Here is an 18894-nt window from a genome sequence, read left to right as displayed (position 1 = left end):
TCCGATACTGGGCCAACATGTGAAATCGGGGTCCGGAAGAGCCGCTGTGGCTCAGACCAGCGAGTCCTTCCAGGCGCTGTGCAGGCGGGCGAAGCGGCCCTTGCCACCGATCAGTTCGTCCGGCGTTCCGTCCTCCACCACCTGTCCGTCATGGACCACGAGCACCCTGTCAGCCGTCTCCACGGTCGATAGCCGGTGCGCGATGATCAGCGCCGTGCGCGCGGTTCCGCGGGACGTTCCGTCGGCGGTCGGCGCTCCCTGAGTTGCGCGGCCGCGGCCGGTGCCGTCCATTCCTCGCAGGAGCCTGGCCAGGCCGCTCTGCACGAGCCGTTCGGAGGGAATGTCCAGCGAGGACGTGGCCTCGTCCAGGATCAGGACCGCCGGCCGGGCAAGGAACGCGCGCGCAAAGCTGATCAGCTGGCGCTGGCCCGCGGAGACCCGGCCGCCGCGCTTGTTGACGTCGGTGTCGTATCCCTCGGGGAGCTCCATGATGAACTCGTGCGCACCCACGGCCTTTGCGGCGGCCTCGATCTCCTCACGCGGTGCCTCCGGCCGGCCCAGGGCGATGTTGTCCGCCACCGAGCCGCTGAACAGGAAGGCCTCCTGCGTCACCATCACAATGTTCCGCCGCAGGTCCGCGGTGGCCAGCTGCCGGACGTCCACGCCGTCGAGCGTCACAGAACCGGCGGACACGTCATAGAAGCGGGCAATCAGCTTGGCAAGCGTGGACTTGCCCGCACCGGTCTGGCCCACCAGCGCCACGGTCTGGCCCGCCGGAATGGTGAGGTTCAGCGTGGGGATGATGAGCGGCCCGGTGCTGTAGCGGAACTCAACGTCACGGAATTCGACGGCGCCGCGGGCGTCGTGGAGTTCCACCGCGTTCCGCGGCGGGCGCACCGTGGGCACCTCCTCGAGCAGGCCCGAGACCTTCTCCAGCGCGGCCTGCGCGCTTTGGAAGGAGTTGTAGAACATGGCCATCTGGTCCACGGGCTGGAAGAAGCGCTTAGTGGAGAGCATGAGGGCCAGCAGCACGCCCACGGCCAGGTCACCGGTCAGCACCCGGAAGCCGCCGAACAGCAGCACGGCGGCCACGCAGACGTTGCCGATCAGCACCAGGCCGGGCTGGAAGACGCCGTTCAGGTTGATGGAGCGGACAGTCGCCCGCCGGTAGTCCTCGGCGAGTTCGCCGTAGCGGCCGGCGTTTTCGCGTTCCTTACGGAAGGCCTTGACCGCGCGGATGCCGGTCATGGTCTCGATGAAGTGCACGATAAGCCGGGCCGAGACCACCCGGGACTGGCGGAACGCTTTCTGCGAGTGCTTCTGGTACCAGCGGGCCAGGAAAAACATGGGGACGGCCGCGGCCAGCACTACCAGTCCGCTGCGCCAGTCGAGGGCAAAGACGGTGACGGCGGTGAACAGCATGAACAGCAGGCCGGAGGCGAGCGAGCTGACCCCCGAGTCCAGGAGTTCACGCAGGGCCTCCAGGTCCGAGGTCTGCCGCGCGATGATCCGCCCCGAGGTGTACTTCTCGTGGAACTCGAGGCTGAGCCGCTGGGTGTGGCGGAAAACCCACAGCCGCAGGTCCAGCAGCATGGCCTGGCTGAGCCTCGCCGTCGACGTTACGTACAGGGCGGTGAGTCCGGCTGCCGCCAGCGCCGTGATCAGGTAGGCGACGCCGGCCAGCACCAGCGGGAGGCTGTTGCCCGCGCGGAGGGCGGGCAACGCATGGTCGATGCCGAAGGCGATCAGCGCCGGGCCGGCCACCCGGGCCGTCTGTGCCAGGACCACCATGGCGATCGTGAGCCAGAAACGCAACTGCACCGGCCGGATCAGCGATCCCAGCAAGGCGAGCGACCGGCGCCGTACTGCCTTGCTGTCGCTCTTGCTCAGGTTGGCGTTGTCCTCATTGGCGGTACCGAAGGCTGTGTTGCTCACCGGCTGACCTCCTCGGCGTCGTCGAGGGCCGACAGCTCGGAGTCCAGGTCACGGGGCTCCGTCTCCAGGCTCGCGATCACGTGACGGTAATGGCTGTTGCCGGCCAGCAGTTCGGTGTGGGTTCCGACGGCGGAGATGCGGCCGTCCTCCAGCAGCGCCACCCTGTCGGCCAGCGCCACGGTGGACGGGCGGTGGGCGACGATGAGCGTCGTGGTGCCTGCCAGCACCTCCCGCAGGCGGTTTTCCACGAGCTCCTCGGTGTTCACGTCCAGGGCGGAGAGGGGATCGTCCAGGACCAGCACGGCGGGCGCGGCTGCGATGGCCCGCGCCAGGGCGAGGCGCTGGCGCTGGCCGCCGGACAGGCTGAGGCCTTCCTCGCCGATGAGGGTGTCCAGCCCCTCAGGCAGCGAGTAGGCGAAGTGTGCCTGGGCGGTGTCCAGTGCCTCGGCCAGGATCTTTTCGCGGGTGCCGGTGTCTTCGGACCGGACGCCGAGCAGCACATTGTCGCGCACCGAGCTGGAGAACAGGGTGGTGTCCTCGAAGGCAACAGCCACCAGGGTGCGGAGTTCCTCGACGCTGAAGTCCCGCAGGTCCACGCCGTCGAGTTCAATGGAACCCGCCGTGACGTCATAGAGCCGGGGCACCAGCTGCAGCAGGGCACTTTTGCCGCTGCCGGTGATGCCCACCAGCGCCATGGTCTCGCCCGGACGGATATCCAGCCGGATGTCCTTCAGGACCGGTTTGTCCGGGGCGTCGTCGAACGCGAACGCCACGTTGTTGAAGCTCAGCGCGCCTCTAACGTCGGCCAGGCGGCGGGGCTCGGCCGCGCCGGTGATCGTGTTTTGGGAATCCATGACCTCGAAGTGCCGGTCCAGGGCAGTTTTCGCCGTCAAGGCCATGGCCAGCAGCATGCCCGAGAACTCGACGGGCGCGGCGATGACGGCGGCGGTGGCGAAGAAGGCCACGAGGGAGCCGATGCTGAGCTGGCCACTGGCTGCGAGCATGATTCCAGTTACCAGACCCGCGCCCAGCGCCAGCTCGGGCAGGAGCGTCACGACCATGCTGAATACGGCCTGGTGCCGGGCCTTGGCAATCTCCGTCTGGCGCAGTTCCTCGGCCTGGCCGTTGAAGGTTTCCAGTGCTTCGCGGCTGCGGCCGAAGGCCTTCAGCACGCGGATGCCGTGGACGGATTCTTCAACCGTGGTGGCGAGGTCACCGGCCTGGTCCTGGCTGCGGCGGGTGACCTTGCTGAAGCGGGTCCGGAACCGGAACCCGTAGACCATCACGGGTCCCGCGGCGGCCACGAAGATCAGGGCCAGCTGCCAGCTCATGGTGAACATGACGACGACGCCGATCACCACCGTCAGGGTGGTCACCACCAGCATGATGGCCCCGAATGCCATCCAGCGTCGGATGAAGTTGAGGTCCGTCATGGCGCGGGAGAGCAGTTGGCCAGAGCCCCAGCGATCATGGAAGGAGACGGGGAGGTCCTGCAGGTGGCCGTAGAGCGAGACCCTCATCCGGGTCTCCACGGTGGTGGCCGGGTTGATCACGAACGTGCGGCGCAGGGCAACCAGCACCGCTTCGGCGACGCCCAAGGCCAGGATGAGGCCGGCTGAGCCCCACACGGCGTCTGCGGTGGCCCCGGGCCGGAGGGAATCATTGATGAGCACGCGCAGCACCTGCGGGATGGCAAGGGCAACCACGCTGGCCAGGAGCGCCGACAGCAGGCCCATAAACAGGCGCGGCAGGACCGGCTTCACGTGCGGATAGAGACGGCTGACGGATCGAAAAAATGAACTCTGCTTGGCCATGCCCGCTTCTTGAACTCAACTGCGTGAAATCAGCTGCGTGAAATCAACTGTGTGTAGTCTCCCGTAGCAACTACCCTATGCCATGGGCTGCACCCTTAACAGGCCGTCGGTCACCGGAGGAGCAGCGGCTCTCCCGGACGAATGATGGCGCAGGCAATCAGGCGCGAGGGGTGAGCGTCAGCAGGACGGCCTCGGGCTTGCAGGCGATACGGACCGGCGCAAAGCGCGAGGTGCCGATCCCGCCCGAGACGTTGACCGGCGTCGTACGCCCGTTGCTGCTCCAGTCGTTGAGGCCCTTGGCCCGCCAGGTGGGTATGTCGCAGTTCGCGACGACGGCGCCGTACCCCGGGATGCACAACTGGCCCCCGTGCGTGTGGCCGGCCAGGAGCAGGTCCGCGCCGTCCTCGGTGAAGTGGTCCAGGACCCGCTGGTAGGGGGCATGGATGACGGCGACCCGCAGGTGGTCCTTGGCGTTCTGGCCTCGGGTGCCGCGCGGCCACCCGGCGTAGCGTTCGCGGTTGAGGTGCGGATCATCCACGCCCGAGAAGTCGAACCGCATGCCGCTAAGGACGATGGACTGGTGCCGGTTGGTCAGGTCGATCCAGCCGCCCATGCCGAAGCCGGCCCGCAGGCGGGGCCAGTCAAGTTCCTCCCGGTCCGGCGCGGCCTTCGAGGGGCCCATGAGGTATGCGGCGGGGTTCTTCAGCTTGGGCGCATAGTAGTCATTGGAGCCCGGAACAAACACGCCCGGGAACTCCATGAGCGGTGCCAGCGCGTTGAGCAGCGGGTCCACGGCCTTGGGGTGGCTGAGGTTGTCACCCGTGTTCACCACAAGGTCGGGCCTGAGCGCCGCCAGCGACTGCAACCACTCTGCCTTGGCCTTCTGGCCGGGCACGAAATGGATGTCGCTCAGATGCAGGATCCGGAACGGGGGCCTTCCCGCAGGAAGGACCGGGACGGTCTCCTCGCGGAGGACAAACTGGTTTTTTTCCCACAATCCGTAGGCCGTAGCGGCGAGGGCGGCAGCGGTCCCGGCGCCAGCGGTGACGGCAAAGCCGCGCCCGATGCTCCGGACGCGGCTAGCCACCTGTGAAAGGTCAGTCACGGTCAGCCGTTGCCCTTGTTGCTGTTGCCGTTTCCTTTGTCATTACTGCTGTTGTCACTGTTGCCCCCGGTGTTTCCGCCGCTGTTGCCGGTGTCGGTGTTTCCGCCGGTGGTCCCGCCCGGGAACGGGTTCTCGGGGGCGGGTGGCTGGTACTGCGGCGTGCCGTAAAGCAGGTTCGACGGCGGTTCCGGGAAGGGGTCCGTGCCGTAGCCCGGCGCGATTTGCGACATGAAGTTGGAGAACATCGGGCCGGCGATCATGTAGCCGTCGATGCCCGTGTAGAACCTGCCGTTGACCGTCACGTTCTGGCCGGCCCGGCCCTGGGAGCCGAGCGCGTCACCGAACCAGGCAGCCGTCGCGAGGCCCATGGTGTGGCCGACAACCCAGGTGGAGCCGTTGTTGTTCGACGTTCCAGTCTTGGCCGCAATGGGGAAGTTGGTCCGGGTGGAGATTCGCGGCTCGATCAGCGAGCCGGAGCCTTCATTGAGGACCTGCTGCAGGGCATAGTTCACGCCGCGCGCCACCTCGGGCTTGAGGGCGTCCCGGCAGGCGGGAGACTGCGCCGGCAGCTGCGCGCCGGTCTGGTCAGTCACCGACGTGATGGCGATCGGCGCGCAGTACTTGCCGTCATTTGCGAACGTGGCAAAGGCGGTGGCCATGGTCAGCGGCGCGGTCTGCGTGGAGCCCAGCAGGTTGCCAAGGGTGGTCATGGTGATGCTCGGGTTCGCATCGACCACCGCGTTGGTTTCCTTGTCCCTTGTCGGGAGGCCGCCGTGCAGCCCGACGGCGTCCACAACCTTCTGGATGCCGCACAGGTCAACCTGCGACGCCGAGGCGAACGTGGCCGTGTTGATGGAGTTCTTCAGGCCATCCAGCACGGTCATGGGCCGGTAATAGCCCTCCTCGGCGTTCTGCAGGTCATCGGTGCCGTTCGTGCTGTCATACCAGCCCACCGTGGGGGTGGGGCAGGTGTTCTGCCACGGGAAATCCTGCTGGTACCGGCGCTGGGCGGCGTTGACGATGGTGTTCATCGGCTTGCCTTCGTTCAGCCACTCGGCAAACGTGAACGGTTTCATCGTGGAGCCGGGCTGCGCACCGCCCAGGCCGTTCAGGTCGTTGCCCTGGTCGTCGTACTGGTCCACGCTGAAGTTGATCTGGGAATCGAACTTGCCCTTGCCGGCAAACCACGAGGTGTTCTGGGCCATGTTCGTGATCTTGCCCGTGCCCGGTTCAACGGAAACCAGCGCGGCGCCCCACTTGTCCGGGTTCGAGCCGGCAGCGGTGTTCACCTGGTCCTGTGCGGCCTTCTGCGCCTTCGGGTCCAGGGTGGTCTTGATGGTCAGGCCGCCGCGGAACACCTTCTTCTCGCGTTCGGTGGCGTCCGCGCCGTAGGCAGGGTTGTTCAGCAGGAGGTGCAGGACGTAATCGCAGAAGTACGGGGCGGTGGGCGAGTAGGCGCAGCCCTGCCGTGCCGGGGTCACCTTCGGCGTGACAGGGGTGGCGACGGCGGCGGTGTACTGGGCCTTGGTGATCTTGCCGTGCGTGAGCATTGCACTCAGCACCAGGTCCCTGCGCTTCTTGGCGTTATCCGGATTGCTGATCGGGTCAAAGGCCGAAGGGCTGTTTACGAGGCCGGCAAGCAGCGCGGCCTGTGGGAGCGTGAGGTTCTTCGCGGTGGTGCTGAAGAAGAACTTGGAGGCGGCCTCAATACCGTACGCGTCGCGATTGAAAAAGACGATGTTCAGGTAGCCCTCAAGGATCTGCTCCTTGGTGAATTTCTTCTCCAGGGCGATCGCGAGCTTCATTTCGCGGAGCTTGTCGCCGACGCCCTTGTTAACGCCGTTGAGCTTGATCTCGTCGGAGTTGCCTTCGGCTTCAAGGTTGGCGTTGAGGACGTTGTTGACGTACTGCTGAGTGATGGTGGAGGCACCCTGTTTGTTGCCCCGGGCCGTGCTGACCAAGGCGCGGAGGATGCCGGTGGTGTCCACACCGCCGTGCTCGTAGAACCGGCTGTCCTCAATGGCGATCACCGCGTCCTTCATGTACGGGGAGATCTGTTCTAGCGGAACGCGGGTGCGGTTTTCCGCATACAGGTTGGCGATCACGCTCCCGTCGGCGGCCAGGACCTTGGTGGACTGGCTGGGCGGGTCCACCTGGAGTTCAGCGGGCAGGGTGTCAAAGAATTCGATCGAGCCGCTGGCTGTGCTGCCCGAGACGGCGGCTGCGGGAACCAGCAGGCCGGCCACGAGGACACCACAAATAGCGCTCACGCCAAGGAAGCCAAAAATCTTTCCGAGGGTGGTGGCCGTGTCGAATATGGGGTTCTTACGAGTCGCCATGTTCTCCAGTTTACCGGCAACGATTAGGCTTTATTTCATGACCAAATGGGAGTACGCCACGATTCCGCTCATCATCCACGCCACGAAGCAGATTCTGGACCAGTGGGGAGACGACGGCTGGGAGCTTGTCCAGGTAGTCCCCGGACCCGACGGCAACGGCCTTGTCGCCTACCTCAAGAGGGAGAAGCACTAGCATGACCACCCCCCAGGAAACCGCCTCCAGTGCTGATCTGACGCCGTCGTCCGCCGTCGAACAGCGTCTTTCCGAGCTCGGACTGACCCTCCCGGAAGTTGCCGCCCCCGTCGCCGCCTACGTACCGGCGGTCGTCTCCGGCAACCACGTCTACACCTCCGGACAGCTGCCGTTTATTAACGGCAAACTCGAAGCTACTGGCAAGGTGTCCGCCGGCACCGAGGGCACCTCGGACGAACCGACTGTGTCCCCGGAAGACGCCAAGGCATACGCCGCCGTCTGCGCCGTGAACGCCCTGGCCGCCGTGAAGAGCGTCATCGGCGACCTCGACCGCATCACGCGCATCGTCAAGGTTGTGGGCTTCGTCTCCTCCGACCCGTCCTTCACCGGCCAGCCCGGCGTCATCAACGGCGCCTCCGAGCTCCTGGGCCGGGTCTTCGGTGACGCGGGCCAGCACGCCCGTTCCGCCGTCGGCGTTTCAGTCCTGCCGCTCGACTCTCCGGTGGAAGTCGAACTGATCGCCGAATTCAGTTAAGGAGCAGTAGGTTCCTTTGCCCCAGCTAGCACGCCGGCTCTTTGTTCTTCCTCCCGATCTTGAAGGGGCGGCACAAAGCTGGCTCGAACACGGCGAACGGACTCCGCGCAAACCCCGTTTCGCGTCCTCCGTGGTACTCCTCCGGGATTCGCCCACCGGCCTGGAAACCTGGCTCGGGTACCGTCCCGGCTCGTCCCCGCTGGGCGTCCTCGCCTTCCCGGGCGGCTCCTTGGACGCCTCCGATGACGATGCCGTCGGCTGGCTGGGGCCCTCGCCCCAGCACTGGGCCGAGCAAATGGGAACGGACGACGTCGGCCTGGCCCGCCGCCACGTGGTGGGTGCAGTCCGTGAGCTGTTCGAGGAGACCGGCGTGCTGCTGGCGGGCCCGGACCTGTCCTCCACCGTGGAGGCCACGTCCACGGTGGAGTGGATGAAGGCCCGCGAAGCGGTTGCGTCGCAGGAAAAGTCGTTCACAGAGGAGCTGGCCAAGCGGGGCCTGTCCCTGCGCACCGACCTGCTCAAGCCGCTCGTGAACTGGCTGAGCCCGGACTTCGCGCACCGGCGCTTCAACACCCGGTATTTTGCCGCCACGGTCCCCATGAACCAGCAGCCGTCCATCCTGGAGAGCAAAGGCGTCTGGGGCCGGTGGGTGTGCGCCACCAAGGCGATCGCCGAGCGCGACACGACCGTGCTGGGTGACGAGGTGGGCCAGGAGAACACGGTCGGCCTCACCCTCGGCCAGCTCATGGTTCCCGGCTCCGAGATCATGCTGGAGAAGATGGCCAAGGCCAACGGCTGCATCGCCTACCTCAGCTACAAGCGCACCCCGCACGTGTACCAACCCAAGCTCGTCGACGAAAACGGGACTCTGATGCTCGAAGTCGAGGCGGCCAAAACCGTGGCCGGGGAGCCCCAGCGCGAGCGCTAAGCCTTCCCGTTGGCGAGCTTGTCGAGATCTGCTGGTTCGCTTTGGTTCCGTCCGCCGGGCGGCGGGCCTTCGCCGTCACTTAGACACAATCGAAAGGGCCCCTGCGGTCGCAGGGACCAACGCTTCCTCAGTTCTTGTCGGGTTTTTCCCAACGCTTCCTCAGTCCTTGTCGAGATCGAGGGCTTGGCGAGTTGGTTTCGACAGGCTCAACCAGCGGGCTTTCAGTTGGTTTGGACAGGCTCAACCAGCGGGCTTTCAGTTGGTTTGGACAGGCTCGACCAGCGGGCTTTCGTTTGGTTTCGACAGGCTCAACCAGCGGACTTTCAGTTGGTTTCGACGAGGCGATGCCGAAGGGCCGTTATCAGCCGGTGGTGAGTTAAAAGCAAAAGGCCGCCCCACGTGGAGGCGGCCTTTGGGCATCGTGACCTAGCGCGAGCGCTGGCGGAGGCGCTGCATGTCCAAGATCACGACGGCGCGGGCCTCGAGGCGCAGCCAGCCGCGCTGGACGAACTCGGCCAGTGCCTTGTTGACGGTTTCGCGGGATGCGCCAACGAGCTGGGCCAGCTCTTCCTGGGTGAGCTCGTGTGCCACGAGGACGCCGTCGGTGGCGGGACGGCCGAAGCGGTCGGCGAGGTCCAGGAGGGCCTTGGCCACGCGGCCGGGAACGTCGGAGAAGACCAGGTCGGAGAGGGAGTCGTTGGTGCGGCGGAGGCGGCGGGCCAGCGCCTGCAGCAGCTGTGCCGACACCTCGGGACGGGTCCGCAGCAGGGAGTTCAGGCTCTCGTTCTTGAGGCCGGCCAGGCGGGTTTCCGAGACGGCGGTGGCCGTGGCGGTGCGCGGGCTCGGGTCGAACAGGGCCATCTCGCCGAAGAGCTCACCGGGGCCGAGGATGGCCAGCAGGGATTCGCGGCCGTCGGGGGAGGTGCGGCCGAGCTTCACCTTGCCGGCGACGATGAAGTAGAGCTGGTCACCCTGGTCGCCCTCGCGGAAGACGGATGCGCCGCGGGACAGGTCGACCTCGGTCAGTTCGTCCGTCAGCAGGCGGAACGCGTCGTCGTCCAGCGTGGCGAAAAGGGGTGCGCGTCGCAATACCTCGATGTCCATGAATTCTCCTGAGTAAAAGTGTCGTCTGGGGCGCTTGTGCCATTGTTTCAGAATTTTCAACGGTCTGTGACGTACTTGGCAGCTGAAACGCCCTAAAAGACGCCGCGAGACCAGCGGCGGCTCCCCGTATCCACGGCATACTGTCAGACTTCGCCAGTAGAATCGGGGCCTAGCTGCTTATGAGGAGACCCGGTGTTTGGCCTGACCGTTCTGGACCTTGCGTTGATACTCACGCTTCTGTCCTATCTTATCTACGGCCTGCGCAACGGCTTCCTGGTGACCATCGGCGGCCTTGCCGGCTTCGCGGCCGGCGCCGTGGCCGCTTTCCTCTCCGTTCCGCTGGTCAGCGACTTCGTGGAGGACAGCGGGTGGCGCCTGACCGCCATTATCGGCACCGCCGTCCTGCTGGTGGTTCTCGGCAACGCGCTCGGCACCATGATCGGGCGCAGCATCCGGAGTGCCGTCCGCATGCGGCCGCTCCGGGCTATGGACAGAATCATCGGCGGTGCCCTGAACGTGGTGGTGTCCGCTCTGGTCATGTCCATGCTGGCCTTCAGCATCAGCGCACTCGGCGTGCCTTTCGTATCGCAGCAGCTGGCCGAGTCAAAGGTGATCCGTTTCATAGACGGACTGACGCCCAACCCGGTCAAAACCGCCATGGCGCAGCTGCGCTCGGCGGTCATGGGCGACGGCATCCCCACGCTCATTGAGGGCATCGGCCAGGACCAGCAGCAGGTTCCGGTTCCGAACGCCAACACGGACACACCGGCCTTGAACAGGGCCGCCGGTTCGGTCCTGAAGATCGCGGGAACCGCATTCCAGTGCGGGCAGAACCAGACCGGAACAGGCTTCGTGGTGTCATCCGGACGCGTAGTGACCAACGCGCACGTCGTTGCGGGGGTGTCGCAGCCTGTCGTGGAGGTCCCCGGCGGCGGTGCCATGCCCGGCAGCGTGGTGTACTTCGACAGCAAGCGCGACCTCGCAGTCCTGGCCGTGGACGGACTGCCCACCGCGGCGCTGCCGCTGAGCTCTGACTTGCCCGCGGGAACCGCCGCCGCGTTTGCCGGCTACCCGCACGGCGGCCCCTACCAGTCCAAGCCGGCCACTGTGCAGGGCATTTCCACGGTGCTGGTGCCGGACATCTATGGCAACAACCCTGTTCCGGACGAGGTGTACAAGCTTGCCGGCGACGTCCAGCCCGGCAACTCCGGCGGGCCCCTGCTCACCACCAACGGAGAGGTGGCAGGCGTTATCTTCGCGAAGACAACATCCAACGCAGCCTTGGGCTTCGCGATTCCGATGATCGACCTCCGGCCGGTGGCCGCAGAGGCGCCGAGCCTGTCCAGCCCGGTGTCGTCGGGACAGTGCATCCAGCAGTAGCGGCATCCAGCAGTAGCGGCATCCGGCAATAGGCATCCAGCGAAAGGATCAGCCGGTTACAGCCAGTCCAGGCTCTGGCCGTGCGGGCCGGTGATGGCCACCGGCTGGCCGTTGTGCAGCAGCAGGAAGTTGCCGCGGAGCCGGCCGGAATCCATCTCCGGGACAACCGCCGAGCCGTCCTCCTGGATGATCACGGTCTCGCCCTCGTTGGACAGCCAGTGACAACCCCGGTCCCGCGCCAGGCTCTGCATGATGGCCCGGAACCTGGCGCGCCCGTCAGCGCTGACATAACCCATGACGGCACTGTGGAACACCACCAGCGCGGCGCCGGGAGGGGCCTGGCCGGCCAGCGACAGCAGCTGTTCGTTGAGGTCGCCGGCTACAAGTAGAGGCGGATCTCGGCGCGCAACGGCAATGGCCCGGCGCAGCCGCTCACGGCGGAACTCCTGCTCCGGCCAGATCAGCGCCTCAAGCCAGGCGACGTCGTCGGGATTCCGTGCGTCCAAGGGATTGAGGTCGATCCCGGCCCGCCACACCACAGAAGGCAAGCTGTCCGGCAGGGGAACCGGGCCTGCTGTCCGGCAGCGCAGGACGGGAGGCTCCGGCCGAAGGCTGGAACGGGCTGGCGGTAGGCCGGAACCGGCCGGCAGTTCGCCGGACGCGCCGGGATCCAGCCGCGTGACTGTCGCGCCGTCGTCGAACTCGTAGCTGTAGCGGTCCGGGAACAGTGCGAGTCCCGCCGAGGCGCCCACCTCGATCAGCGCGAGCGGCCTGCCCTCGGCAGCCGCGATGGCAGCGAGCGACGGAAGCAGGGTGGCGCAGCGGCCCACCTCGTTTGTCTGGGTGGCGCGGGACATGACGGTGCGCGAGACCTCGGTCCAGTGCTCGTCCAGGAACGTGCGGAACTCCGGATACGGGAGACCTTGGCGCCGAGGAAACGGGCGGCGGCGAGCATCAGCAGGGGCTGGCGCTTGTTGTACGGCCAGCGGTCGATCCGGGCGATCAGCCCGGCATCGTCGGCGATATGCAGCGACCAGTCGGAGTAGCAGGGCGAGGAACCGGGGGCATCAACCGTGCCGAAGTGCCGGTACCACTCTGCGGTGCCGAGGGCCGCCGCCGGCATGGTCAGGCCTTGCCGGCATTCAGGTCGGCGAGGTACTCCACGGCGAACCGGTAGCCCATGATCCCGGCACCGGCAATCACGGCCTTGCTGATGTCCGAGAGGTAGGAGTGGTGGCGGAACGCCTCGCGGGCATGAACATTGGTGATGTGGACCTCCACCGCGGGCACCTGCACCGCCGAGATGGCGTCCCGGATCGCGACCGAGGTGTGGGTGTACGCGCCCGCATTCAGCACGATGCCGATTGCCTTGCCCCGGGCGGCGTGGATGGCGTCCACCAGCGCGCCTTCATGGTTGGACTGGAAGCATTCGACGTCGAGACCATGGGCGGCGCCGGCGTCCTTGGCGAGCTGTTCGACGTCGGCCAGGGTCGACGTGCCGTACTTCTCCGGTTCGCGGGTGCCGAGGAGGTTCAGGTTGGGGCCGTTGAGGACAAGGATGGTGCCGCGGCCGGCTTCGGTGGCGGAGGGGGCTTCAGTCATGTCTGCAAATCTATCGCGTCGGGTTGCCGGGCTCCGAGGGCGAGGCTTTCGTTACGGAAAATGCGGCGTCCCGCACCGCCGGCTGGAGGGCCGGCGGTGCGGGACGCGATAGTGCGGGACGGAGAACGACGGCGGGCGGGCAGCACCCGCGGGCGGCGCAGCTCAGAGCCGCCCGGGTTAGAGGGCGCTCAGAGGGCCGTGACCTTCAGCACCAGCGCGTGCTCCGGGTTGAGGCTGGGCATCGGGACTCCCACCTCGGCCAGGAAGCGGCCGCTGGCCTCCGCGCCGGAGGCCAGCCATGCCGGCGGCTGGACCTGGGTGAAGGTGTGGCCGTAATCGGCGTCCCCCGGGGCCGGGAAAATGGCCTCCACCCGGTAGCGGCAATCCGCCTCGAGCCCGGGCAGGGCGACCCGCCCCAGCTGCTCGGCGAACGAGGTGCGTGTGCTCACCAGGGCGAACAGCGCCGCCGTCGTGCCCGCAGCAACGGAACCGGAACCAGCAGCGGAACCGGCCACCACACCGTGGAGCATCAGCGACTCGTCAGGCACATCGGCCCGGACCATCCGGCCGCTGTGGATCAGCCCGCGGTGCTCCTTGTACAGCTCGATGAAGCGCTTGAGCTCCTCGCGTTGCTCGCTCTGCACCTCGCGTACGTCCCATTCCATTCCGAAGTGGCCGAACAGCGCCGTGATGGCACGGAAGGACAGGTCATGGGTGCGGGCGGTGGTGTGGGACGTGGTGGGGCCGACGTGCCCGCCCACCAGTTCGGGCGGAACCACGACGCCGGTCCAACGTTGGATGGTCTGCCGCTCCAGGGCGTCGTTGCAGTCTGAACCCCAGATGCGGTCCGTGCGGTCGAGGATGCCGAGGTCCACGCGCGCCCCGCCCGAGGAGCAGCTTTCAATTTCGACGCCGGGATGGGCCTTCCGAAGCTCATCGAACAGGCGGTAGGCGGCGAGGGTCTGCTCGTGAACGGAGGAGCGCCCGGCGTGCCCGTGTTCGGTGAGGTCCCGGTTCTGGTCCCACTTCAGGTAGCTGATGTTATTTTCGCGCAGCAGGGCGTCGATCCGGTCAAAGATGTACTGCCATGCCTCCGGGTTCACCAGGTCGATGATGTGCTGGTTCCGCCAGGACAGCGGCAGGCGTCCGCCGTCCTTGTGCGAGGCTGTGGCGGGTCCTACGATCCAGTCCGGGTGCGCCCGTGCCACGTCCGAATTGAGGTTGATCATCTCGGGTTCCACCCACAGGCCGAACTCCATGCCCCGGGACGTGACTGCTTCGATGAGCGGCGTCAGCCCGTCCGGCCATAGCGTCTCGTCCACGAACCAGTCGCCTAGACCGGCTGTGTCGTCGCGGCGGCCGCGGAACCAGCCGTCGTCGAGGACGAAGCGCTCCACGCCGAGGTCTGCGGCCGAGTCCGCGAGTTCGATCAGGGTGTCCAGGTTGTGGTCGAAGTAGACGGCCTCCCACGTGTTGAGCACCACGGGGCGCGGCTTCCCGCCGCCCGCGGCCGGGAGCACGTGGTGCGGGCGGGAGCGGAACCAGCTGTAGAACGCCTCGCTGATGCCATCCAGGCCGCGGCCCGAGTAGGCGGCGAAGAGCTTGGGGGTGGCGTAGCTTCCGCCGGGCTGGAGGATGACCTCGGCAGGGCCCAGCAGTTCGGAGCCGCCGATCATGGTGCGCCCGTCGGCGAGGGTGTCCGCGAACTGTTCGTGGTTGCCGCTCCAGGCCAGGTGCGTGGCCCAGACCCGGCCGTGGCGGTTTCCGAAGCCGGCGGTGCCGGCCGCGAACAGCAGCGAGGAGTCGTGCCCGGTGCGGCCGTGCCGGCCGGTCCGCACCCAGGTGCCCTGCTGGATGGGGCGGCGCTGCGGGTGCCGTTCCCGGCACCAGCGCCCGGTCAGGTCGAGAATTTCGACGGCGTCCGGAGCCACCGGGAGGACGGCGGCCAGTTCATCGAGCTGGAAAGCCGTGGTTCCGGTGTTCGTGACGGTGTGCTGCAGTTCCAGCAGGCCGCCGTCGTGGAGGGTGAGGGTGGATTCCACGGTGATGCCGGCGTCGGCATCCTGCTGGACGAGGGCGGCGGAGCGGCCGTTGACTGTGGTGCCCACGGCGCGCAGGCGAACGGAGAAGTCGAGTCCGGAGACGCCGTCGGCAATCCGGTGCCCGCGCAGGCCCGGCCGCCCGCGCCAGCTGGAGGACGCCTGGGGGAGCAGTCCCGCCGGGACGGTGGTGTCGACGGCGGAGTTGGGGATGGCCTCCGTGAGGATGGACAGGTCAGGGAGTTCGCTGCCAAGGTCGGCACCCCAGTGGACGACCTCGGCCTCCCCGCTGTCGAAGCTGATCACCAGGCTGGTGCCGGCGGAACGGAGGTGCAGGGGATCCATAGGTAGGTCTCTTTCGCGATGAGCAGATAGGTATGTGGGGTGCTGCGGGGCCGGCGCGGTGTGTGCGGTTCCGGCCCCGCAGGTGTGGTGCTGTGTGGATGCCTGGACTTTGATTTTCGCCCAGTTCCGGCCCTACTTGAAGAGGGCGTTGACCTGGTTGTTTGCTTCGGTCAGCGAACTGGCGGGCTGCTTGCCGGACACCACGGCGTCCATGGCAGGTTCCATGATGCCCTTGACCTTGGCGGTGTTGTCAGTGATGGGGTACAGGAAGGTGGTTTTGTTCTTCACGTGCTCGGTGAAGGCGGTGACGTCAACGCCCTTGGCCTTGAACGCTGCAGCAGCCTTGTCAGAGGAGCCCTTGAGTGCTGGGAAGACTACGGCCTTGGAGGCAACGACGTCCTGGCACGGTGCCGAGGCGAGGTATTCCACCCACTTGATGGATGCGTCCTTCTTCTTGGTTCCGGCCCAGATCGAGTCGGCCAGGCCGTTGAACATCGACGCGCGCTTGCTCTCCGGGCCCGTCGGGGTCGGAGCGATGCCCACCTTGATGCCCTTGTAGCCCGTGTACTGGCCGACCATCCATGAGCCGTGGGCGTTGATGGCCGACTTGCCGGCAGCGAACGTGTCGGCCATGCTTGCGCCGACGGTGGACTCTAGCTTGGGCATGTAGCCCTTCTTGACCAGTCCGGCGAACCAGTCGATGGAAGACTGGAACTTGGGGTCGTCGTAGTTGTAGTGCGTGCCCCACGGGTTCTTGTCGGTATGGGACCAGCCGGTGGTGTTGGCAAAGTAGCTCCACTCCGTTTGGCCTGAGGAGTCGCCGCCGCCGTTGAGTCCGAGGCCGTAGACGGCCACGTTGTTCTTGTCGAAGCCGGCTTCATCCCCGCGCTTGCCGCTCTTGTCGACGGTCAGGTGGGCGATGACTTTCTCGTACGTTCCGCCGTCCTGCGGGTTCCAGGTCAGGTTCTTCATCTGGTCCTCGGAGATGCCGGCTTTTGTGAGCATCGCCTTGTTGTAGAAGAGCCCGATGGTGTCCCAGTCCTTCGGCAGGCCGTAGCGCTTGCCGTCCTGGCCCACCCACAGGTCCGCCAGGCCCTCGTTGTAGGCGGACAGGTCCACGTTGTCCTTCTTGACTGCGTCGTCAATGGGCAGCAGCTGCTTGTTTTCGGCGAGTTCGCCGTAGCGCCCGAGGTGGTTGGTGAAGACGTCGGGGGCCGTGCCGCCGACAAACCCGTTGGTGAGCGTGCTCCAGTAGTCGTCCCAACCGCGCTGGGTGATCTTGACCTTGATGTCGGGGTTGGCCTTGGTGAAGTCGTCGGCGCACTGCTGGTACGCGGGAAGCTGGTTGGCGTCCCAGAGCCAGTAGCTGATCTCGCCCTTGGCCGATTCTGCAGAGGATCCTGAGCCGCCGCACGCGGAGAGGGAGAGGGCCATGGCTGCGGCGACGGCGACGGTGCCGAGGGATTTCTTCATTGTTTTCTTTCCGTTCGGGATTGGGGTGAAGAGGAGGAGGCGGGTGCTTACTTGATTCCGGAGAATCCGATGGAGTTGACGATCTTCTTGCCGAAGGCGGCGAAGAGGATCAGGACAGGCAGCGCCGAGACCAGGGTGGCGGCCATGAGGCCGGACCAGTCCGGTGCCCCCTGCGGGGACTGCGATTTGAAGACGCCGAGCCCCACTTGGAGAACGCGTACGTCGTCCTGGGATCCGACCAGCAGGGGCCAGAAGTATTCGTTCCACTGGCCGATGAAGGTCAGCAGCGCCAGCGTGGCGATGGGGGCTGCGGCGTTGGGCAGAACGATCTGGAAGAAGATGCGGAGGTGCTTGGCGCCGTCGAGCATGGCTGCCTCCTCGACTTCACGGGACATGTTCAGGAAGAACTGCCGGAGGAAGAAGATGGCGAACGGAGTCATAAAGACGTACGGCAGAACCATCCCGAGCATCGTGTTGAGCAGGTCCAGGTTCTTGATCAGGAGGAAGTTGGGCAGGGCGGTGAAGATCGGCGGGACCAGCATGGTGCCCAGGAACAGGCTGAATACAGCATTCCGGCCCTTCCAGCGCAGCCGGGCAAAGGCGTAGGCAGCCATCGCGCTGAAGAACACGGCCCCGGCGGTGGTGATGGAGGAAAAGATGATCGAGTTGCGCAGGTACAGCCAGAAGTCGATGGCGGCACCGGAACCGCCCTCCGCGACGGCGTCGGCGGGGCTCTGCAGCCCGAAGACCCGCATGAAGGCGCCAACGGTGAAGTCTGCCGGAAGCAGGCTGGCCGATTGCGTGGCCAGTGCTCCGTTGGTGGACAGCGCGGTGCGGAACACCCAGAGGAACGGGAGCACGGAGACGGCGATGGCGAGGGCCAGCAGGGTCCAGGCGCCGGCGCGGCGGGCGTTGAAAGGACGACGGCGGGTGGTTGCCGGGCGGCGTGCGGCGGCCGGTTGCGGTGCGCGACTGGTGGTGGTGGTCATGCGGGGCTCCTTAGTCCAGGTCCGACTCGTTGCCCTTGAGGAACTTCATTTGAATGAAGGCAACGAGGGCGAGGATGAGGAAGAGGATGACGGCGATGGCGGACCCGTAGCCGAAGTCCGACTCGGTGAAGGCGCGCTGGTAGATGTAGTACTGGATGACGCGGGTGGCGTTGACCGGTCCGCCCTGCGTGGTTACTGCCACGGTGTCGAAGACCTGGAAGGAACCGATCACGGTGACGACGAGCACCAGGACCAGGACCGGGCGAAGCAGCGGCATGGTGATCTTACGGAAGGTCTGGAACGGTGACGCGCCGTCCAGTTTGGCCACTTCGTAGAGGTGCTGCGGGACGGCCTGGAGGCCGGCGAAGATCAGCAGGGCGGTGTAGCCCATGTGCCGCCACGTGTTGATCAGGGCCTGGGTGGGAATTGCCCACTCCTCGCTGCCGAAGAATGCGACGCGGGGGAGGCCCGCCCATTCGATGAACTGGTTCACGATGCCGATCTGGTAGTCCAGCATCCAGAACCAGAGCAGGGCCGCGATGACGTTCGACATCAGGTAGGGCAGGAGCAGGGCACCCCGGACCAGGGTGGATTTGGCCACCCGGTCCATCAGGAGGGCCAGGCCGAGGGCCAGCGTCGTCTGGAGCGCGATGTTCATGAGGACGTACTGCCCTGTGACGGCCAGGGAATTCCAGAACAGCGGATCCTTGGCAATCGCCGCGTAGTTGTCCAGGCCCACCCACTCCGGGTCGCCGAGGATGTTGTACTCCGTGAAGCTCAGGTAAATCCCCCGGAGGGTGGGCACCACGTAGAAGAGGACGAAGCCGATCATTGCCGGGGCGATGAAGAAGAGGGCGATCTTGAGGTCGCCGTACCGCCGGAGGCCGCATGGGCGGATCCTGCCGGACCGCGCCGGACGCTGATCACTCCTGGCTGCAGGGTTTTTAGTAAGGGTGGTCATCATCGACCCTTCCTGGGTGTGTGATGGAACTAACAATCGCCACAAATCTACACGAGTAGATCCGGGACCGCAAGGAATATTTTCACACCATTGCTGGCCGAGTTTTCTCCAACGTTGCAATTATTGACTCGAGTAGATTCGGCTGAAAGACT

At 66.2% G+C, this 18894-nt stretch carries 15 protein-coding genes; 4 read left to right on the top strand and 11 right to left on the bottom strand.

Annotation, left to right across the window (positions count from 1 at the left end; all coding sequences use genetic code 11):
- Positions 1-51 precede the first annotated feature (51 nt).
- The 4 genes from QFZ33_RS21640 to QFZ33_RS21625 all read right to left on the bottom strand — a co-directional run bounded on the left by QFZ33_RS21640 (position 52) and on the right by QFZ33_RS21625 (position 7193).
- On the bottom strand, positions 52-1935 hold the full coding sequence (locus QFZ33_RS21640; RefSeq protein ID WP_307030852.1) for an ABC transporter ATP-binding protein: 1884 nt from the start codon (positions 1933-1935) through the stop codon (positions 52-54).
- Complete coding sequence (locus tag QFZ33_RS21635) at positions 1932-3749, bottom strand: ABC transporter ATP-binding protein (protein ID WP_307030850.1); 1818 nt, start codon at positions 3747-3749, stop codon at positions 1932-1934. The genes QFZ33_RS21640 and QFZ33_RS21635 overlap by 4 nt, the downstream gene beginning before the upstream one ends.
- Before the next feature lie 157 nt (positions 3750-3906).
- Positions 3907-4854 (bottom strand): metallophosphoesterase, encoded by a 948-nt coding sequence (locus tag QFZ33_RS21630; RefSeq protein ID WP_307030849.1) that lies wholly within the window; start codon positions 4852-4854, stop codon positions 3907-3909.
- 2 nt (positions 4855-4856) lie between these two features.
- On the bottom strand, positions 4857-7193 hold the full coding sequence (locus QFZ33_RS21625) for a transglycosylase domain-containing protein (protein WP_307030847.1): 2337 nt from the start codon (positions 7191-7193) through the stop codon (positions 4857-4859).
- Between the two features lie 37 nt (positions 7194-7230).
- Between QFZ33_RS21625 and QFZ33_RS21620 the strand changes: the two genes are divergently transcribed.
- From QFZ33_RS21620 to QFZ33_RS21610, 3 genes are read left to right on the top strand one after another with little or no spacing between them, the layout of a single operon-like run.
- Positions 7231-7386, top strand: coding sequence for a DUF4177 domain-containing protein (locus tag QFZ33_RS21620; protein WP_236805066.1), 156 nt, complete (start codon positions 7231-7233; stop codon positions 7384-7386).
- A 1-nt stretch (position 7387) separates the two neighbouring features.
- Positions 7388-7921, top strand: a complete 534-nt coding sequence (locus tag QFZ33_RS21615; RefSeq protein ID WP_214852899.1) for a RidA family protein — start codon at positions 7388-7390, stop codon at positions 7919-7921.
- A gap of 16 nt (positions 7922-7937) precedes the next feature.
- The gene (locus QFZ33_RS21610; RefSeq protein WP_307030845.1) at positions 7938-8849 is read left to right on the top strand and encodes an NUDIX hydrolase; all 912 of its coding nucleotides are present in this window, start codon (positions 7938-7940) and stop codon (positions 8847-8849) included.
- Positions 8850-9275: 426 nt separating this feature from the next.
- Here QFZ33_RS21610 and QFZ33_RS21605 read toward each other — a convergent pair whose 3' ends face one another.
- Entirely contained in the window at positions 9276-9953 is a 678-nt protein-coding gene (locus tag QFZ33_RS21605) for a Crp/Fnr family transcriptional regulator (protein WP_307030843.1), read from the bottom strand.
- 192 nt (positions 9954-10145) lie between these two features.
- Here QFZ33_RS21605 and QFZ33_RS21600 point away from each other — a divergent pair, with 192 nt between their 5' ends.
- A complete protein-coding gene (locus QFZ33_RS21600) occupies positions 10146-11333 on the top strand; it encodes a MarP family serine protease (RefSeq protein WP_307030841.1) in 1188 nt (395 codons plus the stop codon).
- A gap of 56 nt (positions 11334-11389) precedes the next feature.
- Here the strand turns inward: QFZ33_RS21600 and QFZ33_RS21595 are convergent, their stop codons facing one another.
- The 6 genes from QFZ33_RS21595 to QFZ33_RS21570 form a co-directional block, all read right to left on the bottom strand.
- Positions 11390-12370 carry a DUF2332 domain-containing protein gene (locus QFZ33_RS21595; protein WP_373427363.1) on the bottom strand — a complete coding sequence of 327 codons (981 nt, stop codon included), beginning with the start codon at positions 12368-12370 and terminating at the stop codon, positions 11390-11392.
- A gap of 88 nt (positions 12371-12458) precedes the next feature.
- Positions 12459-12935, bottom strand: a complete 477-nt coding sequence (aroQ, locus tag QFZ33_RS21590) for a type II 3-dehydroquinate dehydratase (protein ID WP_307030838.1) — start codon at positions 12933-12935, stop codon at positions 12459-12461.
- A 188-nt stretch (positions 12936-13123) separates the two neighbouring features.
- The gene (locus QFZ33_RS21585; protein ID WP_307030836.1) at positions 13124-15319 is read right to left on the bottom strand and encodes an alpha-galactosidase; all 2196 of its coding nucleotides are present in this window, start codon (positions 15317-15319) and stop codon (positions 13124-13126) included.
- Between the two features lie 132 nt (positions 15320-15451).
- The gene (locus tag QFZ33_RS21580) at positions 15452-16792 is read right to left on the bottom strand and encodes an ABC transporter substrate-binding protein (protein ID WP_307030833.1); all 1341 of its coding nucleotides are present in this window, start codon (positions 16790-16792) and stop codon (positions 15452-15454) included.
- Positions 16793-16839: 47 nt separating this feature from the next.
- A complete protein-coding gene (locus tag QFZ33_RS21575; protein WP_307030831.1) occupies positions 16840-17781 on the bottom strand; it encodes a carbohydrate ABC transporter permease in 942 nt (313 codons plus the stop codon).
- Between the two features lie 10 nt (positions 17782-17791).
- A complete protein-coding gene (locus tag QFZ33_RS21570; RefSeq protein ID WP_307031942.1) occupies positions 17792-18742 on the bottom strand; it encodes a carbohydrate ABC transporter permease in 951 nt (316 codons plus the stop codon).
- Positions 18743-18894: the final 152 nt, after the last annotated feature.

Source organism: Arthrobacter globiformis, from assembly GCF_030815865.1.
Taxonomy (GTDB): domain Bacteria; phylum Actinomycetota; class Actinomycetes; order Actinomycetales; family Micrococcaceae; genus Arthrobacter; species Arthrobacter globiformis_B.
Note: the sequence above shows the minus strand (reverse complement) of the source record. Positions and strands in the feature narration are given on the sequence as shown.

What these genes read in the sequence shown, in the direction of transcription:
- QFZ33_RS21635 (WP_307030850.1), bottom strand. Translation starts at nt 3,749, where the DNA reads ATGGCCAAGCAGAGTTCATTTTTTCGATCCGTCAGCCGTCTCTATCCG.
- QFZ33_RS21625 (WP_307030847.1), bottom strand. Translation starts at nt 7,193, where the DNA reads ATGGCGACTCGTAAGAACCCCATATTCGACACGGCCACCACCCTCGGA.
- QFZ33_RS21620 (WP_236805066.1), top strand. Translation starts at nt 7,231, where the DNA reads ATGACCAAATGGGAGTACGCCACGATTCCGCTCATCATCCACGCCACG.
- QFZ33_RS21615 (WP_214852899.1), top strand. Translation starts at nt 7,388, where the DNA reads ATGACCACCCCCCAGGAAACCGCCTCCAGTGCTGATCTGACGCCGTCG.
- QFZ33_RS21605 (WP_307030843.1), bottom strand. Translation starts at nt 9,953, where the DNA reads ATGGACATCGAGGTATTGCGACGCGCACCCCTTTTCGCCACGCTGGAC.
- aroQ (WP_307030838.1), bottom strand. Translation starts at nt 12,935, where the DNA reads ATGACTGAAGCCCCCTCCGCCACCGAAGCCGGCCGCGGCACCATCCTT.
- QFZ33_RS21585 (WP_307030836.1), bottom strand. Translation starts at nt 15,319, where the DNA reads ATGGATCCCCTGCACCTCCGTTCCGCCGGCACCAGCCTGGTGATCAGC.
- QFZ33_RS21580 (WP_307030833.1), bottom strand. Translation starts at nt 16,792, where the DNA reads ATGAAGAAATCCCTCGGCACCGTCGCCGTCGCCGCAGCCATGGCCCTC.
- QFZ33_RS21575 (WP_307030831.1), bottom strand. Translation starts at nt 17,781, where the DNA reads ATGACCACCACCACCAGTCGCGCACCGCAACCGGCCGCCGCACGCCGC.
- QFZ33_RS21570 (WP_307031942.1), bottom strand. Translation starts at nt 18,742, where the DNA reads ATGACCACCCTTACTAAAAACCCTGCAGCCAGGAGTGATCAGCGTCCG.